This window comes from Eubacterium ramulus ATCC 29099 (genome assembly GCF_000469345.1).
GTDB classification, from domain to species: Bacteria; Bacillota; Clostridia; order Lachnospirales; family Lachnospiraceae; genus Eubacterium_I; species Eubacterium_I ramulus.
On record NZ_KI271113.1, the window covers coordinates 46202 to 67692 of the forward strand.

25 protein-coding genes are annotated in these 21491 nt (G+C 43.0%); 21 read left to right on the forward strand and 4 right to left on the reverse strand.

The window, feature by feature from the left end:
• The first annotated feature begins 147 nt into the window (after positions 1-147).
• From HMPREF0373_RS06355 to HMPREF0373_RS06425, 17 genes are all read left to right on the forward strand, one after another.
• Complete coding sequence (locus HMPREF0373_RS06355) at positions 148-609, forward strand: hypothetical protein (protein WP_021738836.1); 462 nt, start codon at positions 148-150, stop codon at positions 607-609.
• On the forward strand, positions 596-1384 hold the full coding sequence (locus tag HMPREF0373_RS06360; protein WP_021738837.1) for a hypothetical protein: 789 nt from the start codon (positions 596-598) through the stop codon (positions 1382-1384). The genes HMPREF0373_RS06355 and HMPREF0373_RS06360 overlap by 14 nt, the downstream gene beginning before the upstream one ends.
• Before the next feature lie 68 nt (positions 1385-1452).
• Positions 1453-2307, forward strand: a complete 855-nt coding sequence (locus tag HMPREF0373_RS06365; protein WP_021738838.1) for a DUF2971 domain-containing protein — start codon at positions 1453-1455, stop codon at positions 2305-2307.
• A 314-nt stretch (positions 2308-2621) separates the two neighbouring features.
• Positions 2622-5165, forward strand: coding sequence for a SpaA isopeptide-forming pilin-related protein (locus HMPREF0373_RS06370; protein ID WP_021738839.1), 2544 nt, complete (start codon positions 2622-2624; stop codon positions 5163-5165).
• Positions 5162-6016, forward strand: coding sequence for a class C sortase (locus HMPREF0373_RS06375; RefSeq protein ID WP_021738840.1), 855 nt, complete (start codon positions 5162-5164; stop codon positions 6014-6016). The genes HMPREF0373_RS06370 and HMPREF0373_RS06375 overlap by 4 nt, the downstream gene beginning before the upstream one ends.
• Entirely contained in the window at positions 6013-6915 is a 903-nt protein-coding gene (locus HMPREF0373_RS16010; RefSeq protein ID WP_021738841.1) for a class C sortase, read from the forward strand. Before HMPREF0373_RS06375 ends, HMPREF0373_RS16010 begins: the two co-directional genes overlap by 4 nt.
• Positions 6912-7769: a hypothetical protein gene (locus HMPREF0373_RS06385; protein WP_021738842.1), complete on the forward strand. Its 858-nt coding sequence runs from the start codon at positions 6912-6914 to the stop codon at positions 7767-7769. Before HMPREF0373_RS16010 ends, HMPREF0373_RS06385 begins: the two co-directional genes overlap by 4 nt.
• A gap of 16 nt (positions 7770-7785) precedes the next feature.
• Positions 7786-10887: a SpaA isopeptide-forming pilin-related protein gene (locus HMPREF0373_RS06390; RefSeq protein ID WP_021738843.1), complete on the forward strand. Its 3102-nt coding sequence runs from the start codon at positions 7786-7788 to the stop codon at positions 10885-10887.
• Positions 10888-10978: 91 nt separating this feature from the next.
• Entirely contained in the window at positions 10979-11149 is a 171-nt protein-coding gene (locus HMPREF0373_RS16710) for a hypothetical protein (protein WP_021738844.1), read from the forward strand.
• 96 nt (positions 11150-11245) lie between these two features.
• Positions 11246-12202, forward strand: coding sequence for a ParM/StbA family protein (locus HMPREF0373_RS06395; RefSeq protein WP_021738845.1), 957 nt, complete (start codon positions 11246-11248; stop codon positions 12200-12202).
• The gene (locus HMPREF0373_RS06400) at positions 12199-12564 is read left to right on the forward strand and encodes a hypothetical protein (RefSeq protein WP_021738846.1); all 366 of its coding nucleotides are present in this window, start codon (positions 12199-12201) and stop codon (positions 12562-12564) included. The genes HMPREF0373_RS06395 and HMPREF0373_RS06400 overlap by 4 nt, the downstream gene beginning before the upstream one ends.
• A 23-nt stretch (positions 12565-12587) precedes the next feature.
• Positions 12588-12728 (forward strand): hypothetical protein, encoded by a 141-nt coding sequence (locus HMPREF0373_RS16715; RefSeq protein WP_154314888.1) that lies wholly within the window; start codon positions 12588-12590, stop codon positions 12726-12728.
• Positions 12729-12757: 29 nt separating this feature from the next.
• A complete protein-coding gene (gene lepB, locus HMPREF0373_RS06405) occupies positions 12758-13363 on the forward strand; it encodes a signal peptidase I (RefSeq protein ID WP_021738848.1) in 606 nt (201 codons plus the stop codon).
• Positions 13364-13684 (forward strand): hypothetical protein, encoded by a 321-nt coding sequence (locus HMPREF0373_RS06410; protein ID WP_021738849.1) that lies wholly within the window; start codon positions 13364-13366, stop codon positions 13682-13684. It begins immediately after the preceding gene.
• Positions 13685-13895: 211 nt separating this feature from the next.
• On the forward strand, positions 13896-14579 hold the full coding sequence (locus HMPREF0373_RS16015; protein WP_021738850.1) for a single-stranded DNA-binding protein: 684 nt from the start codon (positions 13896-13898) through the stop codon (positions 14577-14579).
• Between the two features lie 65 nt (positions 14580-14644).
• On the forward strand, positions 14645-15547 hold the full coding sequence (locus HMPREF0373_RS06420) for a hypothetical protein (RefSeq protein ID WP_021738851.1): 903 nt from the start codon (positions 14645-14647) through the stop codon (positions 15545-15547).
• Positions 15525-15815, forward strand: a complete 291-nt coding sequence (locus HMPREF0373_RS06425) for a helix-turn-helix domain-containing protein (RefSeq protein ID WP_044963191.1) — start codon at positions 15525-15527, stop codon at positions 15813-15815. The genes HMPREF0373_RS06420 and HMPREF0373_RS06425 overlap by 23 nt, the downstream gene beginning before the upstream one ends.
• 79 nt (positions 15816-15894) lie before the next feature.
• Here HMPREF0373_RS06425 and HMPREF0373_RS06430 read toward each other — a convergent pair whose 3' ends face one another.
• Positions 15895-16212, reverse strand: coding sequence for a hypothetical protein (locus HMPREF0373_RS06430; RefSeq protein WP_022036241.1), 318 nt, complete (start codon positions 16210-16212; stop codon positions 15895-15897).
• Positions 16213-16433: 221 nt separating this feature from the next.
• Here HMPREF0373_RS06430 and HMPREF0373_RS06435 point away from each other — a divergent pair, with 221 nt between their 5' ends.
• From HMPREF0373_RS06435 to HMPREF0373_RS06450, 4 genes are all read left to right on the forward strand, one after another.
• Complete coding sequence (locus HMPREF0373_RS06435; RefSeq protein WP_044963195.1) at positions 16434-17114, forward strand: hypothetical protein; 681 nt, start codon at positions 16434-16436, stop codon at positions 17112-17114.
• A 237-nt stretch (positions 17115-17351) separates the two neighbouring features.
• On the forward strand, positions 17352-18365 hold the full coding sequence (locus HMPREF0373_RS06440; protein WP_044963197.1) for a hypothetical protein: 1014 nt from the start codon (positions 17352-17354) through the stop codon (positions 18363-18365).
• A gap of 93 nt (positions 18366-18458) precedes the next feature.
• Entirely contained in the window at positions 18459-18677 is a 219-nt protein-coding gene (locus tag HMPREF0373_RS06445) for a hypothetical protein (RefSeq protein WP_044963199.1), read from the forward strand.
• A 109-nt stretch (positions 18678-18786) separates the two neighbouring features.
• Positions 18787-19086 carry a hypothetical protein gene (locus tag HMPREF0373_RS06450; RefSeq protein WP_021738857.1) on the forward strand — a complete coding sequence of 100 codons (300 nt, stop codon included), beginning with the start codon at positions 18787-18789 and terminating at the stop codon, positions 19084-19086.
• A gap of 86 nt (positions 19087-19172) precedes the next feature.
• Here HMPREF0373_RS06450 and HMPREF0373_RS06455 read toward each other — a convergent pair whose 3' ends face one another.
• The 3 genes from HMPREF0373_RS06455 to HMPREF0373_RS06465 form a co-directional block, all read right to left on the reverse strand.
• The gene (locus tag HMPREF0373_RS06455; protein ID WP_021738858.1) at positions 19173-19820 is read right to left on the reverse strand and encodes a hypothetical protein; all 648 of its coding nucleotides are present in this window, start codon (positions 19818-19820) and stop codon (positions 19173-19175) included.
• Between the two features lie 77 nt (positions 19821-19897).
• Positions 19898-20758, reverse strand: a complete 861-nt coding sequence (locus HMPREF0373_RS06460) for a hypothetical protein (RefSeq protein ID WP_021738859.1) — start codon at positions 20756-20758, stop codon at positions 19898-19900.
• A complete protein-coding gene (locus HMPREF0373_RS06465) occupies positions 20748-21227 on the reverse strand; it encodes a sigma-70 family RNA polymerase sigma factor (RefSeq protein ID WP_021738860.1) in 480 nt (159 codons plus the stop codon). The genes HMPREF0373_RS06460 and HMPREF0373_RS06465 overlap by 11 nt, the downstream gene beginning before the upstream one ends.
• Positions 21228-21491: the final 264 nt, after the last annotated feature.

Below are 21491 nucleotides of genomic sequence, written 5' to 3' on the forward strand. Positions count from 1 at the left end.
TAAAATACTTATTGTGTAATTACATAGTTGGTAGAGGAATGTATGACTTGATTGTACATTCCTTTTTTTTGTGGTAAAATAGTAATGCAAATAAAAACATAGGATATAAGTTGATGTGGAAGTAAAATTTCAACAGGAGGAGTTTACATGAATAATGAACTTACAATAGAAATTTCAATTCCTACAGATGATGAAGGATATGTTTTACTACAATGTGAGCATTGCGGTACTTTTTTTAAGACTACGCCTTCAGATTTAAAAGATGATGGAATTCTTCACGTATTTTGTCCGAGTTGTGGATTGACAAGTGATAATTATATTACAGATGATGTTCTTGAACTTGCAATGAAAAAGATAAAAAATACAGAAAATGATATGGTTTATGATGTATTGAAAGGTATAGAACGTCATAATAAAAGTGGAGTGCTTACATTTAAAGCTGGAAAACGTCCAAAACATGAAAGCGAAGATCCTATTCGATCAGGCATAGATGCAATGGAAATATGTACCTTTTTATGTTGTAAACGTACAGCGAAAATTAAACCATTATTAAAAATGACAGGAGCATATTGTCCGTTTTGTGGGGTGAAAAATTATGAAATTGAGTAGAAAAGAATTAAGAAAAATTCAGTATGATTTTAACAGTTATGCCAATCGGTTGCTTCAAGCCGATTATAGGGACTATACAGGAGTGCTTGGAAAATTCCTGAATTATTTGGAATCAACACCAATCATCAATGAATATATTAAAGACTGCGGTAATTGTGACTGGGATCTGGAAGAAGAAGTTGAGAAAGTACAAGGTTCCTATGGGAATAATATTTTTTCATTGGGTGATACAGAAAAAGAAGAGATTCGTAATGTGTATGCAGTTTTGCGTTATCTGGTTGATACGAAAAATGCTATTTACTGTGGAATTTCCATGGGCTATTCAACTTCTAATAAGTTTCCGGATAAAATAAAAGGATTTAATGATCGGTTTGTTATGGTTTTGATACGCCATATAGAAAGTTATTTGACGAAGGTAGGGATTGATATGGGAATTGATGAAAAGATTGTTTATAATGTAACAGTACAAAATGGTCAGGCAATTATTGCAAATGATAATTCGACTGTTACGGCAACAGCGCATATTGGAATCAATGCGGATGAATTAGAAAAGGCAATTAGAGGAGTTAAGGAAGCAACAACTACGCTTATGTCACCAGAAGATAAGGAAACTGCAATGGAGAGCTTAGAGGTTGTAGAAACAGAGATAGTATCTGAAAAGCCAAAGCGATCAATGCTTAAAACTGCATTGGCAGCTTTACAGGCTATAAAGGGCACAACGGAATTTTGTGCGGCAGTTGCAGCATTAGCTCAGTTTATATCAACAGTGTTGTAGCAAAAAAAGTAATATTTTGGGAAAATCAGGACATGTAGGAACAAATAGACAGATGGAGGAAGGTAAAGTTGACGAATAAAGAATTGGAAATAAGAAACAAAGCGAATTTTGAAGGATATGTAAATAATAATAGGACAGCGTGTATAGATGCGGTGATGGAATTATATAATCGCATACCAGATGTAGGAGGGGTTTTTAAATCATTATTTAGGTATAGATCTTTAAACTCAGATGAACTTAATAGTTTGGAGAATGAAACTATTTTTATGAGATGGCCTTCATCATATAAGGATGATGGGGATTGTACACCAGTGTTTGATTTTGAAGAAATAAGCAAATATATTATCAAGGAAAAATATCCATTACTAAATGCAGAGAAAACAGTCAAGGAACGTATCAATATCAATGATATTAAAGAAAATCCTAAATTTATGGAAAAAATTAAAGATTTGAGAGATATGTGGATGATTGCCTGTTTTACAGAGCGTCACGATAACGAAAGGATGTGGAGAGAATACGCAAATAATGAGACGGGGATTTGTTTGGTGTACAGTTTCTATGAGGTATTGAATATGGTTAAAGCTACTGATGGGATGAGTATTATGCCAGTAAGATATGTAAACGACAGAGAAAAATGTGGGGATATTGCCTTAAACCATAAAGATCTACTGGATATAGATGATAATTCTGATGCAAAATATCGTTTAACATGTACAACCAAAGGAATGTCATATAAGTTTGAAGAAGAGTGGCGATTGATTTATGAGAGAGAAAAAGAAGATGCAGATGGAGATGCAAAAGGAGATTGTATTCCATTTGTAAACCCTAAGCTAATTATTTGCGGAAAATCAATAGATAAAGAATCTGTTGAATATCAGAAACTTTTGGATATAGTAGAAAAAAAAGGTATAAAAATGGTATAGTGAAATTTGTAATTATACAATAATTACAGAGAAATAATCAAATATAAAAATTAGTAGAAAAGTGTCTGTATCGGTACAACTGGTATAGATGCTTTTTTCTTTTTTACCGAAATGAGATTTGTTACCAAGTTGTCCCAAATTTGCAATCGACGTATATCAATAATAGCAGGTAGAGATAGAGAGACAGCATGATGAGATGCTCTACTCTGCAAATCCCCTAGGGGAAAAGCGTATGGCCATACGGAAAAAGAAACAACTTTTGAGAAAAATCAAGAGCGGAAAGGAGCAGGCGGAATCATCCGTCAGATGAGAGAATGAGCTATATCAAATTTTTAAAGCATGGAAAACGTATGGGTGTCGTTGCTGTTGCCGGTCTGTTGGCATTGGCACCGGTATCATCGACTGTGTATGCAGCAACATCGGCTGTGACAACCAATAATACGGCAACAAAGAATGATCTGCTGAATGCAGACATCATTGATGAATCAAAAACAGGATCTATCTCCATTTATAAATATGACATTACTGCGGCGGAGGCAGCAGGCGAGTATAAGGCAGGGACTTATAAGGCAACCGGAGAAGCAGACAGCAGAGTAGAAAGTGCCTTAAAGGATTATGCCATCGAAGGGGTACAGTTTTCCTATTTACGTGTTGGAAATGTAGAAACACACAGCGTGCAGGAGGGCACCGGAACAACCGTTGAGCTTGTCTATGAGATCCCGACAGATCTGGCAAAGATCCTTGGACTTACAGAAAAAGATAACATTGACATGACAGGTGAAAAAGAAGCCAATCCCTGCCATAATACCGGAGTCTATCATGTGACAAGCCAGAAAATTACAGATGCCATGGAAGCTCTGTTAAAAGAAGATAATGTGGCAGCAAAAAATGCGCTGGAGTCTTACCTGTATGATTATGGTACGGAAGATTCCACAACGGATCAGAAAACAAAAGCAGGAGTCGTTAATCTTCCAAAGACAGATAAGAACGGTTATACCCATGCGGAGGACCTGCAGCTTGGCTTATACCTGTTTGTGGAGACAGAGGTTCCAGAACAGGTAGTAGAGACCGTTAATCCATGGTTCGTCCAGCTTCCATTTACCAATACTAGCGCTCAGACCAGTGAGGACGGTGTCAGCTATGGGAGCAATGGAAGCCATGCGGAAGATGGGGTGACCAATTCTGAAAGTGCGGATGGCACACAGGCGCATGAGTCCGGCGGGGAATCCTGGCTGTATGATATGGTCGTCTACCCGAAAAACCAGACCGGAAATCCAACACTGGATAAAAGTGTCCGCAATGCTTACAGCAATACGATCTCAGAAGCTTCCGGTGTAGCATCTAAAACGGATAAGAACATGACCGTACATACCGGATCTGATTATATCTCACGTAATGATTCGGATTCCCTGGTTGTATTTAATAAGGACACCAATGCCAAGAATACGGAAGATATCAATGCGGAGAAATATGTCGCCAACCGCGGGGGATATACCGCGGATGGCGTGACTGCAGGGAAAGGTGGCGCAGGTTACAGTGAAGATTTTGCTTACCGGGACACAACAACGGCATCGGAAGGGGATGTGCTGGACTACATTTTGGTTTCCAAATTACCGCACATCAGCTCCAAGGCAACATTTCTCAGCGAATATACCTTTACGGATACCTTATCGAAAGGTATTTCATACAACAGGGATCTGAAGATCGCATTTTACAATAATGCTGAGGATGCAAATGCGAATAACACGAAGAATGCCGTATTACTCTGGAATCTTTCTTCCGGGGACTATTCCCAGGAGTATGTTGATGTGACGGTGCAGGACCCGGATACCGGAGCAGTGACGACGGACGGTTCCACACGCTTGAAACTCTCTTTTACGGAAGCCGGTTTAAATGTAATCAATGGAACCGGAACCAATAACCCGGAGGGGGCAGATGATCTGGATGGATTATCAGATTATTACATGGTGGCTTATTATACGGCAACAGTCCATTCGGATGATTCCGTCGTCTTGGGCGATGAAGGAAATCCAAACGATGTCAATCTGGTCTGGAGCAGAACATCGGACGGCTATTATAACATGCTGGAAGACAAAAACTATGTGTACTCCTATGGATTAGACCTCACAAAGACATTTTCAGACAAAAAAGGTCATTACGAGAATGTACAGTTTAAATTGTATAACGCTTCGGATGCGTACTATGTTGTGGCAGAACCGTCAGAAACCGAAGATGGCGTGTATTATGTGACCGGAAAAACTACCGATGAAACAAAAGCAACCACGTTTATCCCGAATGCCGAGACCGGAAAGATCCTGGTCAATGGAACAGAGGCAGATGAATACCAGTTGACGGAAGTAGCTACGGACGATGGTTACAACTTGCTGAAAGACCAGATCGTAGTAGACATTACCGCAACAGACCGGGATGTAATCGCCTCCGTCGCGGGTGTTACCGGAATGGATGCCGAAGCTGCGGCTGAAATCGTCAAAAATTACCATGGCGGAATTTATGACGAAAATGGCAATCTGGTCACGAACCAGTTGGATGAACTGCTTCAGGTTGCAGCAGGAGCTCCAAATAGTGAGGTTGCAAATGGACGGACCATCGGAAAGACCGACCTGTATGTCGGGGCGATCAAACCGGCATCCGCAACAGTCGATAAAAAGGATGCGGCAATGACAGAAGATAACGCAAAAGTCCTGCTGACCGTCAATAACACGAAGGGATTTTTATTACCACAGACCGGCGGTAAGGGACTGTATCTGGTCACGATCATTGGCGTGGTTGCAGTGGCAGGCGGCTGTTATCTTGTTACCCGTAAAAGAGAACTCCACATCAATCTCAAACAGAAATGAAACAGAAATGGCTAAAAAGGGTGGCAGCGATCCTGCTGATCCTTGGTGGGATTGGCTTGGTCGGCTATCCATGGATTAGTGACTGGTGTTACCGGGTTCATACACAGTCCAGTGTAGCAGTCTATGCGGCAGAAGCAAAAGAGCAGTCGGATGTGACAGAGGAACTTATGCAGAATGCCATTGCATACAATGCGTGGCTGTCGGAAGCACACATAACCCTGTCCGATCCTTTTACCGGAACCCAGATCGTGGAGAAACCGGAGCTTCCCTATGCCTCCCAGTTAGCACTGGATGATTCCGGTATCTTCGCTTTTGTGGAGATTCCAAAGCTTCATGTATATCTGCCAGTATATCACACGACTTCAGCAGAAGTGTTACAGCGGGGAGCCGGACATATGGAAGGTACGGCGCTGCCAGTTGGCGGCGCCGGAAACCGTCCGGTGATCTCGGCACACTCCGGCATGAACCGGGCACAGATGTTCAGTGATCTTTCAGACCTTGAAACCGGGGATCTGTTTTTGATCCACGTGCTGGATGAGACACTGACGTATCAGGTGTGCGACATGGCAGTGATCCTGCCGGAAGATACCCAGGCACTGGCACCTGAAAAAGACAGGGATCTGGTATCCCTTGTTACCTGCACGCCCTATGGCATCAATACGCATCGGCTGGTGGTCACCGGAGAGCGGACCTATGAGACGGCAAGCGGACAGGAGACAGAGGACAAGGTTAGTTCTACCTGGAGGCATGCTTACCTTAATGCCCTGTTACTTGGTTTCGGTATAGCAGGCGGTGCAGGTGTCATGATTCGGATCTTAAGTCGGCACAGACAGAAAGTGAGGGAGCAATGAAAACGCGGCTGCTGTGTGGCATCCTGCTCATAGCACTTGGTGCAGGCGTGTATTTCTATCCGGATTGGAGTGCTGTCCGGACAAAACACCAACAGGAGCAGGTGATCCGGCAGTTTCAATCGGAAGGATCTATATCTGACATGCAACAGGAAGCGGAAAATGAGGATACCGTATGGACGGAGACGGTATTAGAGCAGAGCAAAACCTATAATGAGACGCTTTTTGAGACGGAGCAGGCTGCATTTCGGGATGCCGAAGCGGTGAAGGTGGTTCCGGATTTTTTCCCGGATGCCAGTGAGCCGATCGGCATTCTTTCTATCCCTGCTATGGACTGTACCCTGCCGCTCTATGTGGGAGCGACCGATGCCCATTTAAACCTTGGTGCAGCAGTGCTTGGCGGAACATCCCTGCCGGTTGGCGGGAAGAATACCAACAGCGTGATTGCGGCACACCGAGGGTGGAAAAACGGCAAGTATTTTAAGGAGATCGAAAAGCTCCAATCAGGGGATGCGGTATTGGTGGAGAATCCATGGGAAACGCTTTGTTATAAGGTGGAATCCTGTGAGGTGATCGCACCGACTGACAGTGAAAGGTTAAAAATCCAGGAGGGGCGTGACATGCTCACCCTGATTACCTGTCATCCTTACAGATCTAATGGGGCATCCCGGTACGTGGTGTATTGTGTGCGGACGGAAAGCGGACAGGGATCTTTCACTGTAACAGAAGGCGGAGACGAAAAGAGAGAGGAGCAGCCGATAGAGGATGCTTCCACACCGGATATCCAAAGGGAACTTTGGTGCCGGAGGATCGGTATGTGCCTGATCCTTGGCTGTATCTGCATGGCCTGTGTGCAGACAGGGAAGCACTTGAGAAAAAAACAAAGGAGGAACAAAGCGTGAGACAGAGAGCAAAGAGACTGCTTTTAACTGGTCTGATGGTGTGCGCCATGGCAGCTTCGTTGGTGCCTGCACAGGCAGCGACGATCAAGGAAGCCAGCGTGATATGGAAAGAGGTGTCACAGGATATTAATGATAAAGACCAGTATGTATATGATACGGATAAAACAGATGCAACCATGCCGTCACTGGTCCTGTCTAAAAGCAGTATCGGTGTACTTGGCTATATCGACCGGGGCATCGTGCAGAAAAATACTGGTTCCCTGCTTGTCCCAAACTGGGAGGGCTGGTGGCATATGAAGGGCGGCTGGAAACAGGACACCGATGGTCTGATCCAGTTGGATGATGGCGGATGGTATCAGTTTTCTAACGGAAGATTACAGGTATCGGAAAATGAAACGGCAAAAAACAGCAGTAAAGGATGGCTGTTTTTACGGGATGGAAAAGCAGATCTGTCTTATAGCGGGCTGGTCGCAAACGAAAACGGGATCTTCTGGGCGGATAATGGTGTGGTAACGACCACGAAAACAGAAGTCGTGAAAGATACCATTGGGATCACACCGGATGCAGGATGGATCTATGTGAAAAACGGGGTGTTTGACGCATCTGCGAACACCATTGCAAATAATAAAAACGGCTGGTGGATGATCCGCGATGGCGTGGTCGATTTTAACTATACTGGATTGGCAAAAAATGATGCTGGCTGGTGGTATCTGCAGGATGGAAAAGTGAATTTCAATTATAACGGTGCCGTTCAGAATGAAAATGGTATCTGGTATGTGCAGGGCGGCAACGTCAAATTCGATTATAACGGTCATGCATACGGCTATTATTTTAGCGGCGGCTGTGCACAATAAGGAGGCGATGTAAAAAATGCGTATGAAAAAGATACCTGTCCGGATGCTTGCCATCCTGCTGGTGTGTATGACGGTGCTTTTGAGTGTATGCCTGGAACTGTTATCCGTTCCGGCAATGGCGGCAGAAGAGAAGGCAGCGTGTTATACTGTCCGGATTGCAAATCTGGAACATGGCAGTATTGCACTCAAGGAAGATGACAATCTGCAGGCAGGAAACCAGATCCATCTGCAAGTTACCCCACAGGAGGGCTATCACTTAGCTTCCCTCACCGTAGCAACCAGTGATGGGACAGCACTTGCTGTTACGGATACGGATGGGGCAGCGGTAACGGATGGAGCTTATCCGGATACCATGCTCATTGTCATGCCGGAAGATGATGTAACGGTAACCGGGGCATTTGTGTCAGAAAATGATGCTGCGGATACAGCGGTTTCCGATACGGTGCTTCCGGAAGAAATATTTTCCATGACCGGTGCCGATACACCGCTGGCAGCAACCATGAACAGTGCGGAGCGTGCGATCAGTCGGGCAGCAAGCAGTGCAACACTTATAAAGTATGAGAACCAGTTTTCCTGTTACCATAAGGATGGAAGTTGGGATTGTACGGAATCCTATTTGATGCTTGGTGATCAGTTGGCATGGTGTATTGAGCCTTCCGTCAACATTGGAGCTTCCGGTGGCACTTACGGGCTGAATGGGGATGCGGCGCAATGGCTGATGGATAAGTACGGATGGAGCTATAAAAAGACGAACAATTTAACCAAAGCGGTCTATTTAGCAAAAAGTTATTATGGTAATGACTGGCTATGCAGTTATGTCCTTGTCCAAAACCTGATCTGGTCCGAGATCAAGGAAAATGAAAGCCCGGCAAATTACGGTCGATACGTTTTAACGGACGGGGCAAGGAATACCGCACATAACTGCGGGCACTTAAACACCAAAGCCAAGGTGGATGCTGCCATTGCGGATGTCTGGAACCGGTTTTATTCTTACAACAAGCTGCCTTCTTTTGATGGATGGACGGTGTATGCCACTGCTGGACAGTCGTATTGGCTCAAGGATACCAACGGGGTAGTGAATGATACTTCTTTTGTCGGACAGACTGGTGTAACGGTATCCAAAGGATGGGATGGCAGCAATGTCGGTATCTGGATCGGTTCGGATGCGTCCATGGCAGGAAAATCCACGACGATCCATTACTATAAAAATGCGATCCCGAATGGCAGTGAACCATTTTTAATCTATACCAGAACCGGACACCAGTCCGTCAGTACATGGACCAGTGCCATTACACCAACTTATGGTGCCATCCGGGTGGTATTTACCCGGACTTCTTACCTGCGGGCACATTATAAGGCCAGGGAGAAAGTGGCACCGTCCCTGGATATACATATCACAAAGGCGGATTCTGATACGGGTGCAGCATTAGCTGGCGCTGAATTTGCCGTTTCCATGGATGGAAAACAGGTGGCAACGGTGACTACGGATGCAGACGGAAAAGCGGCTTACCACTGGAGAGGCAATGTCCTGTGGACCGACTATGCAGAAGCCTATGAGCCGGTACTGGATTATAAAAACTGGAGCAGTGCTTACAATAAGGCAAAACAGAGTGTCCTTGCTTCTGTGAGCGACAAACTCAAAACGTTAAAAGAGGGGACAACCCATACATGGAAGGTGGAAGAAGTGAAGGCACCGGATGGATATGAACGCAACGAAGAAGTCTGGGAACAGACGTTTTCTTTAAACACCCATGCAGTGGAGATCGACTTTACGGATGAACCGGAAAAGGGATTTTTGACACTGAAAAAAGCATCTTCAGATGAAGCGTTTTCAAAAGAGAATGATTGTTACAATATCAAAGGCGCTGTATACGGGGTATATCAGTCTGTTGAAGATGCCATGCAGGATGCAAACCGCGTGGAGACGCTGACGACGAAAGAGGATGGAAGCTCCAACACAGTGACACTTCGGAGAGGAACCTATTACGTGAAAGAGTTGACCGCATCGGACGGGTACCTGCTCTGCAATGAGCAGGAAGAGACCCTTCCGGCTGGAATCCATGCCGCAACGGTGAAATCTTTAGAGACAACAACGGTTAACTGTAAGGAAGAGCCGGCAAGTAATCCATTTGACTTATCATTGCAGAAATTAGATCTTGGCTCACATTCGGCAGAGGCACCGGGAAATGCTGCCCTGTTAGGTGCCATATTTGAGATTGCATATTATGAGAACGTGAATGGAGCAACAGACGGAACACCTGCAAAGAAATGGTATTATCGGACGGATGATACCGGAACATTTTCAGCAACGGATAAAAAAGACCTGCTTACGACTTACCAGATGCAGGATGGCAGAACTTTACAGTCCGATGATCTGTATGAGCATGATGGAGCGATTGCTTTCCCGATTGGGACCTATACCTGTAAGGAGATATCTGCACCGGTGCATTACCAGTTATCCGGAATCATGTATTTTACTGGACAGGAAGAGACAAAAACGGATGTGACAACCGGACTGAAACTGGTGATCAGACAGGAAAAAAATGGTGTGGCACCACAGATCTATCAGGGAGAAGTCGCTGGCAGTGGAAGTATCCTGGCAGAAAATCCGAAGATCGAAGCCTATGATGAGACACAGTACGGCTCCATTACGATCTACAAGAAGAGTGCGAATGAGAAGCAGATCCCGTTATCTGGGGTATCATTCCGGCTGGTCGGCGTGGATGAAGGGGATGAGCATATTGCAAGTACCGATGCAGACGGCAAAATCTGTTGGGAAGGACTGCTCCCACAAGATTATGTGATCACAGAGATCAAGACAGCAGACGGGAAAAATCTCCTGAAGGATAATATCACCGTCACCTTGCCGATGGAGCTTACCGTAGAGGAAGCACAACAGCGTGGAGCAGATCTGTCACAGGCAGTCTGGGATGAGGCGGCACAGAAGTATTGTTTTTATGACCTGACATTTGAAATTGGAAATTCAGCAGTGCTTACCATGCCGATGACCGGAGGAAACACAGAAAGCATGTATGTACTTATGATCGTGGGTATCCTGGCGGCTGTTGGCGGAATCGCCCTGCTGGCACGAAACAGAAAGAAGAATCATGTGAACTAGAAAGGTTGCGGCCGCTGCATATATTTTGTGGCGGCTGCATTTTTTTATACTGAAAAAGTGGACAGAAGAAAAAAGCGAGAGGAGCAGATAAATGGAATTAAAGATCAAACTATATGAGAAAGAGGGAAAACGGTGCTGTTATATCGAAGATGGGAAGGAAAACGGGCAGGAGTACCGGGATATCTCCCTGGAACGGCTTGGCGAGATGGTGACCGAACTGTTTGTGTGTATGGAAGCGATTGAAAATAATGTCGAAAAATAGAAATATTTGTTATGAAACACATCCCAAATCCGTATATATAAATAGAGACATGTAATTACAGCATAATTACAACGTAAGATAAGGAGGAATCAAGAGATGGAAATCGCAATCGACACGGGAAACAAACAGGTCAAAACAGATCATTCAATCTCTATTTCAGGCGTGGTGCCACAGAACACCATTCCTGCAACTGCACGCCCGGAAGATTATATCAGATACCGGGGCAGATATTACACGCTGACCAATAAACGGCAGGAATATTTAAGGGACAAGTCAGAAACGGAACGTTACTTCGTTTTGGCAATGATGGGGATTGCAAAAGAGCTGGACTATAAGGAAAACCATAACGAGATCACATATGATCCGGATAAAACCTATTACATTACCATGCTTGGAGGATTGCCGCCTGCCCATATGGAGGATGCCCGTTTAAAGGACAATTTTAAAGCTTATTTTAAAACGTCGGATGCGCAATATGTGTGGTATAAGGGTAGAACGTGGCGGGTGAAGATTACAAAAGTGTATGTATACGCGCAATGTTATGCTGCCATTATGACGGTGTTTACACAAATTAAGCCATACCCACGCGTTGTTGGGATTGATATCGGTGGATTCACAACGGATTATCTGACCATGGTGCGTGGCACGATTGACATCGAGCATACGGATTCCCTAGAGCAGGGATTGACTCTTTTATATCAGACCATACATAAAAAGTGCTTAAAAAAGTTTGACGCGATCATCGAAGAGAGCGATGTGGATGCCATTTTAAGTGGGGACACCAGTCTGTATGATGAGGAGATCATTACACTGGTGGAAGAAGAAGCACAGGCATTTGTAGACAGTCTGTTATCCTCTTTTCGTGAATTTCAGATTGACCTGAAACATTCCTTCGTGGTGTTCTTAGGCGGTGGAGCGATCCTTCTGAAAAAATATATTGAGAAATCCCCATTGCTTGGCAGATATATGTTTCTGGAGGATATTAAAGGAAACGTACATGGATATAAATTGTTGTATCAGGTGATGCAAAAAAAGAAGGGTGAGCAATCATGAAAAAGAATCCCTATCAGTTTACGATCCGGTTTAACAGCACGATCGCCGGACACTGCCAGGCAGCGGCATTCTTAAACCGCTGTGGTACGCGTGCGAAGGCACATGTGATCGCGGAAGCACTGGATCTGTACCTGCGTGAGAAAAAGCAACTGTTGGGACTTGGGGAATTGGAGCGTATCGAAGTTGTACCGGAAATGAATGGGCAGGAGCAAAGAGAAGATAAGCGGCAGGAGAAAAAAGCAGACCAGAAAGCGATTCCAAAGCCAGAGCCGGTTGTGTATGCACCAGAAGTGGAAGCACTCAATGAAGAGGACCTGGATGCGATCGCTGCATCCCTTGGTGCCTGGGATATGGAAGATTAATGAGAAATGGAGAGTACATGGATATGAAATTATTAGACGAGGTAAAGAAAATGGCAGCACTGGATCAGGCGGATAAAGAATTTTTAAAACGGATGGAAAAACGGATGGGACATTTCCTCAAAGAAGGGATCGATTTGTTTTTCTGCTTCTTCTTCCGGCTGTGATTGCAAGTCTGTCAGATAAGTGAGGGCAGATGAGAAAAAAATTACAAGAGAAAAAGAAGCAGTGGATGGAATGGTTGACCGGGCTTTTTGCGAGAGGGAAAGAGCTGATAAAAACGGTCAGGGAACATATGGCAGAACTGAGCCGGGAGCAGGAGCTGGAAGAAAGAAAAATACAGGCATTAAAGCGGATGATCCGTTATGCGGGGGAACTCCTTCTTGTACTGTTTGTATTTTGTGCGCTGATGCAGCATGTGTGGATCGGTCAGGTACAGGGGGCTTCCATGCGTCCAACCTATCAGGATGGACAGTTTATCTTACTCCTTCGTGGGAAGGAATATAACCGGGGCGATGTGGTAGGTGTGGAATATAGTGCCGGAGAAGAAAAGACCACATTGCTCAAACGGATCATTGCCATTGGTGGAGATGTGGTGTCCTGTAAGTATGGACAGTTATATGTCAACGGGCAGAAAATATCAGAATCCGATCATACAGTGGGAAAAACCTCGGATATTCCGGCACAGACGGTCCCAGACGGATCGGTATACCTGCTTGGGGATAACCGGGAGCATTCCATGGACTCCAGAAGTTTTGGCTGTATGAGCTGTGAGGACATTATCGGAAAGGTGGTGCACTAAGTGATGATCCAGACGTACCTTGAGATGATACAGGTATCGGAAAACGTACTGAAACTACTGACCATTACATATCTGTGCTGCAGCATGGTTCCAGTGCTGGCAGGCTTCCGAAAAACACTGTCTGTACAGTGGAAAAACACGATGCTTTTTGTACGTTGCATCGGGATCATACTGTTTCTTTTGTGCCTGATGCAGATCGGGATATGGTTTATGGTAGGGAATCTAAAGACATTATCGGATTGCTTTGGAAGCCCGGTGTACCTTATCCTGGCAGTAATCAATATGATATGCTGCATCTGTGATGACCGGAAGCATATATGAAGTTTCCGTCAGAGAAAAAACGGCGTATATATTATAATATAGAAGTCTTACATGCCAATTAGGCAAGTATATAAAATGCGAAAGCATGGTTAAACAGCATGCATGGATCAGAAATGGTCTGTGTTGTGCTGTTTTTTTATTTTTCGGCAAAATCCTGAAGATACAGGTTTTGTAATAGAAATGTAGCCGTAAGGCAGAAAGTGAGGAAAAAATGAACAAGGTTGTAATGATGGGAAGACTGGTGGGAGATCCCAAGATCAGTTATTCCAAGAATGGAAATGCGATGGCGATCGCAAGGTATCGTCTGGCAGTGGCGCGAAAGAGCAAAAAGCAGGGAGAGGCGGCAGCAGATTTTTTTAGCTGTGTCGTTTTTGGCAAAAGTGCTGAATTTGCGGAGCGGTATTTACACAAAGGAACCCAGATCTGTATTTCGGGGCGGCTGCAGACAGGCAGTTATGTTAACAATGAAAACCAGAAGGTCACGACAACGGAGATCGTGGTAGAAGATACCTCGTTTGCCGGTCCGAAGCAGGAGAACACAATGCCTGGGAATGCGATGCCAAATAATCAGGGGTATGGAGCTTATGCACAGCAGCAAAACGGTTATCAGACCGGTCCAAATAACATGCAGCTGCCACCAAATGGCATGGCAGGTGCTGCCCCGATGCAAAACAATGGTTATGGAGCTAATGCGGGAATGCCCGCAAATAGTGGCTATATGCCACAAAACCAAAACCAGGGAAGCTATTATGGTGGAAACCAGGGTGGCTACACACAGAACCAGGCCCAGGGGATGGCTCCAAATGCAAATGAGCCTGGTATCATGATTCCAAATGGGAACGGGTTTATGCCAATCCCAAATGGTATGGATGAAGCCTTACCATATCACTCATAGAAAATGGTCAGAGAAGCGGTTGTATTATGTAGCCGCTTCTTATTTTTAATAAGAAAGGAAGAAAGATGGGAAGAATTATATTGGAAGATGGCTCCCAGTATCTGCCGGTTAAATTCCGGATTTCAGAATTTTATCAACAGCATCCAAAAGGGAAGATACGCACCAGTCTGATGCGGTTTGACCGTCAGAATAACAATCCCGGATTCGTGGAGTCCGTATTGATAAAGGCAGAAGTGTATCGTGATGATGCGACGCTTCTTGCGGAAGCTTATTCCCAACGGAGATGTGAACCACAGGAGCCCTCTTTTTTCGAGTGTGCGGAAACAGTCGCGATTGGAAGGGCGTTGTCAGATGCCGGTTACAGCGTTTACAGTGAGGATCTGGGTGATGATCCATGTAAGAGAAAAATCATGCTGGATGATGGCAGTTTTTATCTTAAGGCAGGCTTTCGGATCGCATGGGCCAGACGGGAAATGCCACAGATGCTGATCCGAAAAGAACTACTGCTTATGACGCCGTATCAGGCGATCGTCAAGGCAACGATCGAGAATGAAGGAGAAGTGTTGGCAACAGCTCATGCCATGCGCGTATGGAGTGATGCACATGCGGCGGGGCACTACTTTTTGGAAAGTGCAGAGACAGCAGCAGTAGCGAGGGCACTGAGCATGATCGGATATGACCTGCCACCAGAGGAGAGCCATGAATGGGATGAACACGACAATTATTCAGAAGCTCCTGTAAGTGCAGACTGTTATACACAACAGTTCGGAGAAGAAGCAATGCCAGAATCTGGAACAGGACTGTCAGCACCATATTGCCAGACAGGTGTGATGTCATGCCAGGATAGCGGGCAAAATCCTATTATGGTAGGAAATACCGCTGTGTATACGCGCGTACAGTATGACACAGAGAATGGCAATGGGTTCTTTGGCGGGGGTGAAAACTATGAACCTGGCTATGGAAGATAAAATCAAGGAAGGGTTTTATGCCCTATGCCTTGCGATTCTCAAGGGGTATAGTGTCAGTGAGGCATTTCATGCGCTGGAAATGCCAAATTGGAAGAAAGATCCTTCAAAAATCGACATCTGGGCGACGGCACAGGAACGGAGTGTGACAGAAACTGCAAAAGAGTGTGGATGCTCCGTCTCAACCGTAAAGCGCTGCAAGCGGATGAAATTGGAACAGCAGAGTTTGTGGGATGTTTTTGGAAATGACTTAAAAAATAAAACATATTAATGAAAAAAGACGGTTGTTATAGGAAGGAAAATTCCTATGGCATCCGTCTTTTTTTATGCCTGTATGGAATGACGAAAGTCTAGCAGGGATAGTCATGCCGTTCTGTCCGCAAAGCAATGAGCCCGTCAATATCACCGGTTTTCATATACTGAAAGTACCGGCGTTCAAAGTCAGCTTGTATGGCGGCAACCTGTTCTGGTGGATTGCAGCACACAAATACCAGGTTGTAAGGATAATGCTGTCGTTCAAAACTGAACAGATCCAAATCCCGGACATACTTAATAAAATACCATTTCCGCAATGCGGATTTCCATTTTACCGGATGCGTGATGTAGCTTATGTAATAGCGATACCCCTCTTGAAACACACGCTCCGGTTTAATGATGATTGATTCCATTCCCTTCTCCCTTCTTAAAAGATTAACAACTACATTAATTGTATAATATAATATGCATTTCAGCAAGAAGAGATTGTTAGATTCTGTTAGTTTCCCAAAATAGAAAATCGCCGTATATCTAATGTATACGAAGTATGACAAAAATAGAGAACGCATTAATTACAGAACAAGTATCTTGTAATTGGTCTGTAATTATAAGGAAGAAAACAGGAGGAAACGCGATGTATGACAATGAATTTATGGAGCAGTTATTACAAGGTATATCCGTACAGGAGGAACGTCGGCATCCGGGCAAGACAGAGAAGTGTTTGTCAGGATCAAAGAATGAAGCAGAACTTGCAGAAATGGAATACTGTTTAAGAGAAGTAGAGACGCTGGCTTGCCGTATGAGACAGAGTTTTTTGAAAAACCCGAATGGGATCGGAAATTTATATACTGCCATCAGTCAGGTAAACAAGCAGTATGCGACGAGACAGTATATCTTTGAGATGAACCTGTGGGATATTTCAGTGACACAAAAGGATCAGATGCTCAAGATCCAGATTCCGGAGTTGTTGCCTCACCGGAAAGCCAAGCCGGAATGTGTTTTTATGTATACACTCCGCCAGGCTCTTTATCAGTATGCCGTAGCAGATCCGAAACGTTTTAGCCGCTTAAAAGAACACTGGAAAGATGGGGCAGTTCTGATCGTTGAACATTCTTATCGTTCCGCGGACATGGTGCGTGATTCCGATAATGTGGAACTCAAACAGGTAATCGACTTGCTTCATTTTTTAGGCTATGTTGATTCGGATCGGGGCACTGAGCTAAATATTTTCCTGACCTGCAATACTGATCAAAACAAAAATGAGACCTGTTTGTACCTGGCACCAAAGGCATGTATTCAAAGGTTTTGGGATTGATTTTGCCTGTGAAATGTAGGGTATCTTTTTGTCAGAAATTTATTTTGGAAAAGATACCCTTAAAAAAGGTGTGAAAACCAGCATTTAACTGAGTAGTGAGGAAATGGGGCGAACCAGGTTAGGCGGCGGTAGTTCGGAAATCGCAAAAAGATGAATCACCTGACGTGAGAAATTATCCCACAGAGAGAACTTTCACCGCCGCCGTAAACCACCCTGATATTTTGAGGAAATACATAAATGACAGAACAATCCATCCGACGTCGCATATTGCTCATCATGGCAATGTCCGGCGGGGAAATCAAAAAGGAAATCTGCATGGAGCTTTGTGGAAGTAAACCATATTACAAAAAAATGATGCAGCAGATGAAGGAAAAAGGTGAGGCAGAGACCATATTTGGTTGTCATCCCCGTACCCTTCATATTAAAAAGAATGCTGTCATGCAGATTGTGGAAGATGTGCCTGGGATTATGGCGCGTTATGAAGCAAGACAGTTGGCGGTCAATGAGGAAAAGTCATATCGGAGGGCAACCATCAGTCAGGTAATCTATAATATGTATCTGGCAGGGGTGTTCTATGAACCCAAAAAGAAGGAAACGTTATCGAACCAGCGGGAACAGGCAGACACAGCTCCGGTCTATTATGCGCCATATGAGATCAAAGGGAAAAGCGACGAAAACAGGGGGAGCAAACTGTGCGGGATACTGATCTTCCAGCAGGAGGCAATTCTGCTGTACAATATGGAAGACCGCAATATCAAGTGGATGAAAGCGGTGGAAGAAAATACACAGACAACGTTGTTTAAATTATGGGGGAAGATGGGAACAGCAAGGCAGATCATCTTTGGGACGGATATGGAGCAGATCATCATGGAAAATTATGTCAAAGAACAGGAGTATCGTCTGTTTCACCGAAACCAGGCATATAACCGCGTAACACCGGAAGCGGGGATGTATTATATCCCGAATGGAAACGCAGGGACAATTTTTTTGCGACTGTTTTTTCATCCAGAGCTTGTGGATGGATTAAAGAATAGGTTAAGGGATCGCTTCCAGATTCCTGTCATCTCATTGCTTCCCTTATATTTACCCGCATGTGTGCAGATCATGCAGGAACGGCAGCAGTTAGGCGTATTATGTCTGAGGGAACAGGAGCAGTTTGTACACTGGCTCAATGATGGCGAGAATATCCGGGTATTTAGTGTGAAAAAACAGGACATGGAGCAATATCTGGAAAAATTGGGAAAAGAATAGTCGAATGTATGTTTGCGTTTTCTGACCGAATATGATATACTTGCGAACAGGTACTTGATAAGTAGAATGTGAAATGCGCAAGGGGGGATGAACGTGCAGAACGAGGATTTGATCCGCTATTTAGAGCAGTTTCCACCAGAAGCAGAGGTGCAGACGGTTTTAGTAGGTTTCGAACAACAGAAATTCTATTCTGCAGATCGGATTGCATTTTTGGATGGGAAGGGATTGAAAAATCCAGTGATCGCTATTTCGGTTGAAAACGAAGCAGACTTTTCAGAGCTAAAGCCAAAGAATGATCATATGAAACAATAAAGTTTGTAAATCGTCACGATTGTGGCGATTTTTTTGTTATGAAACTCCTTTAAAAAACGTATATAAATATACAGAACATATATTCGAACAAGCGAAAAGGAGTAATGAAATGCTAAGTAAAGAATTATTGGAAAAAACCGTAGCAGAAGCAATCGATATTACCCGGAATCAATATGCAAAAACAGATTCGGTTTATAAGATGGAACTTGAAAATCTGGAGAAGCTGTTAAGAGAGTATGAGGATCTGCCACTGGAAAAAGAGGTACGAAGCAGAATTGATGCTTATATCCAGTCGTTAGAGAAATTGGATGGCAGATATGCGGATCTCTCCTATATTGCGGGAATCCGGGATGCATGTTTTTGGGCGGCAAAAATTGGACTGTTAGGTATAGATTTGGAAAAAAGATGACTATGTCTTAAAATGGAAAAAGATTGCCCAAAAAAGAAAAGTGTGGGGGCACCTCATGATGCTCTCCACACTTTTCTTTAAAATAATTAAACGCTGCCAGATGCAGATATATTGCCACCGTTTGCTATAAATGTGCAAGAGATATTTTTTGTTGTAGTTTCTATTAGTGTGCTAGATAAATATTTCGTTACTCTGTAATTGCAGGTGATCGTTTTTTTATTGCTGGAGAAACTATAACTTGCTGATTTGCATTTGTATGATGGATATGATTTCTGAACACTGCCAATATCATATACTTCTCCGGTGTACTTTGAAGTATCACTGTTTACATATGCTCGAACATAGAGATAGTTATTGGTGTTTCCGGAGTTGTAAAAATATTTTTGATAATAAGCAATGCTGGCTAAAGGTGCAACGTCCAAGGACGAGGACTCTTCAGATACATATTCTTCTGTAACCACATCTAAAGATTCCGCTTCTTCATAGGCATCTTTTACATATGAGTCAAATTCATCCATAGACATGCTAGAATAAAAATCGATAGCATCTTCAATGGTTCCATCTTCAGGAGCAACGATTGCTAAGTCAGTACCCAGTTCAGTGCTTAATTCTTCTAACCGATCTTCATATGGCTGAAGTGGATCGGAAGAAACATCCTGTGCGTAAGCAGATACTGTAGAACCTATTAAAAGTGTCCCTGCAAGTAACAGGGTTGATAATAATTTTTTCTTCATAAAGGACCTCCTTGGTATTGCTGTATATTTAATGATTAAACTATCACCTCCTTACATAGTCCATACATATGACAGTATCAATAACATAATGGGATAATAGAATCACTATCTGATTGGGTAACAGAGTGCTCAATAGAAAGGCAATCTTTCAAATCAATAATAGTATTTTGGGATGTAATACCAAAAATGCGGTATGATCCATCTGCATTAATTGCTGCTTTTTTTGTTGATGATTGAATTTTTGTCAATTTTTTTGTCTGACAATTTTCAATGTAATATGCAATACAATTTTCACTGATAAGATCAGTTTGGATTGTGATGCTACTGTCTTTTGATAAATATACTGAGTTAGTATGGTATATTAAATCATTCGTAGTTATTGTTAGTTTTGTGTCAAAAGACAATTCTTGAGCAGAATAGTTTGAAATGCACACGTAGTATTTTCCTGTATCTGTGGTGCAAAATGCTTCATCAAATGATGGGGTATTGTTTAATCCGTCTAATTTATTGTACGTTCCATTATAAATATAACCAATTTCATAATTGCTATCTGCATGATTAGTTTCACCAGAAAAAGAAACAATTTTATTTTTTTCAATTTCACTGTCAGGATCAAGAATAACCATTTCATGATCAGGTATTTCGACTTTCTGGTTTTCAGTAGTAGTCGTCTGGCAGACTGATATATTTGAAATGTTATCTAGTTCTGCAAGTGAATTTTCAGATAGCAAATCGCAATCCAGAGAATCCGATCTGTTAAGTGTAACAATCAATGTAAGTGCACATAGGGAAGCAGCACTTGTAAAAATAACACGTGAAAATAATTTAGTACGCGTTTTTTTATTATTCCGTTTTTCAAGGTTTGAAAGAATATCTTCTTCTAAATGTTCAGAGAAACGGATTTGCTGAAATGCATGTTTATATTTTTTATGATCCATAGTAATCACTTCCTAATTTGTCTTTTAATTTTTTCCTTGCGCGATCTAACCTGGTTCCGATAGTAGCTTCCTTTTCATGAAGAATGGCACTGATTTCTTTTATGGAATATCCTTCATAATAAAAAAGATGAATAGGTATTCGGTACTTTGGTTCTAATTCGAGAACAGACAGAATTAAATCATAATCTTTTTCGTGTATTGAAATATTTTCTGTTGGAAAATCACTGCGGTGGCTAATCCAAAAACTTTTTAAAAGGTTTTTGCTTTTATTAATAGCGATGCGAAAAAGCCATGCGCGTAAATGTTCTTCATTTTCAAATTCCTTATTGCTTTTTATTAATTGTAGAAAGACATCTTGAGCAATATCCTCTGCATCAGCGATATTTTTGGTATAAGTGTACGATAGCATTGCAACATGCCTGCTGTACTTATTTACAATATCCGAAATGTTGTAATCATAAGTGTTCATATTTTTTACTCCTGTTACTATATATACAACTGTCAAAGTAAATATTTTTCATACAAATGAAAAAAAGTTTAAAAAATTTATTACAGAACAAACTTTTGGGTTGAAATTGATTCGATTCATTTGTAAGTTGGCAAAATGAGTTGTGTCAAAGCATATTCCATTATTGCTTATAGTATAGAATAGCCGGTGGATTTATACTAGTTGACTTGTGCAACTCGATGAAAGTTTAGTTTCTGAAAGTATCTCATTGACGTATATCCAAAG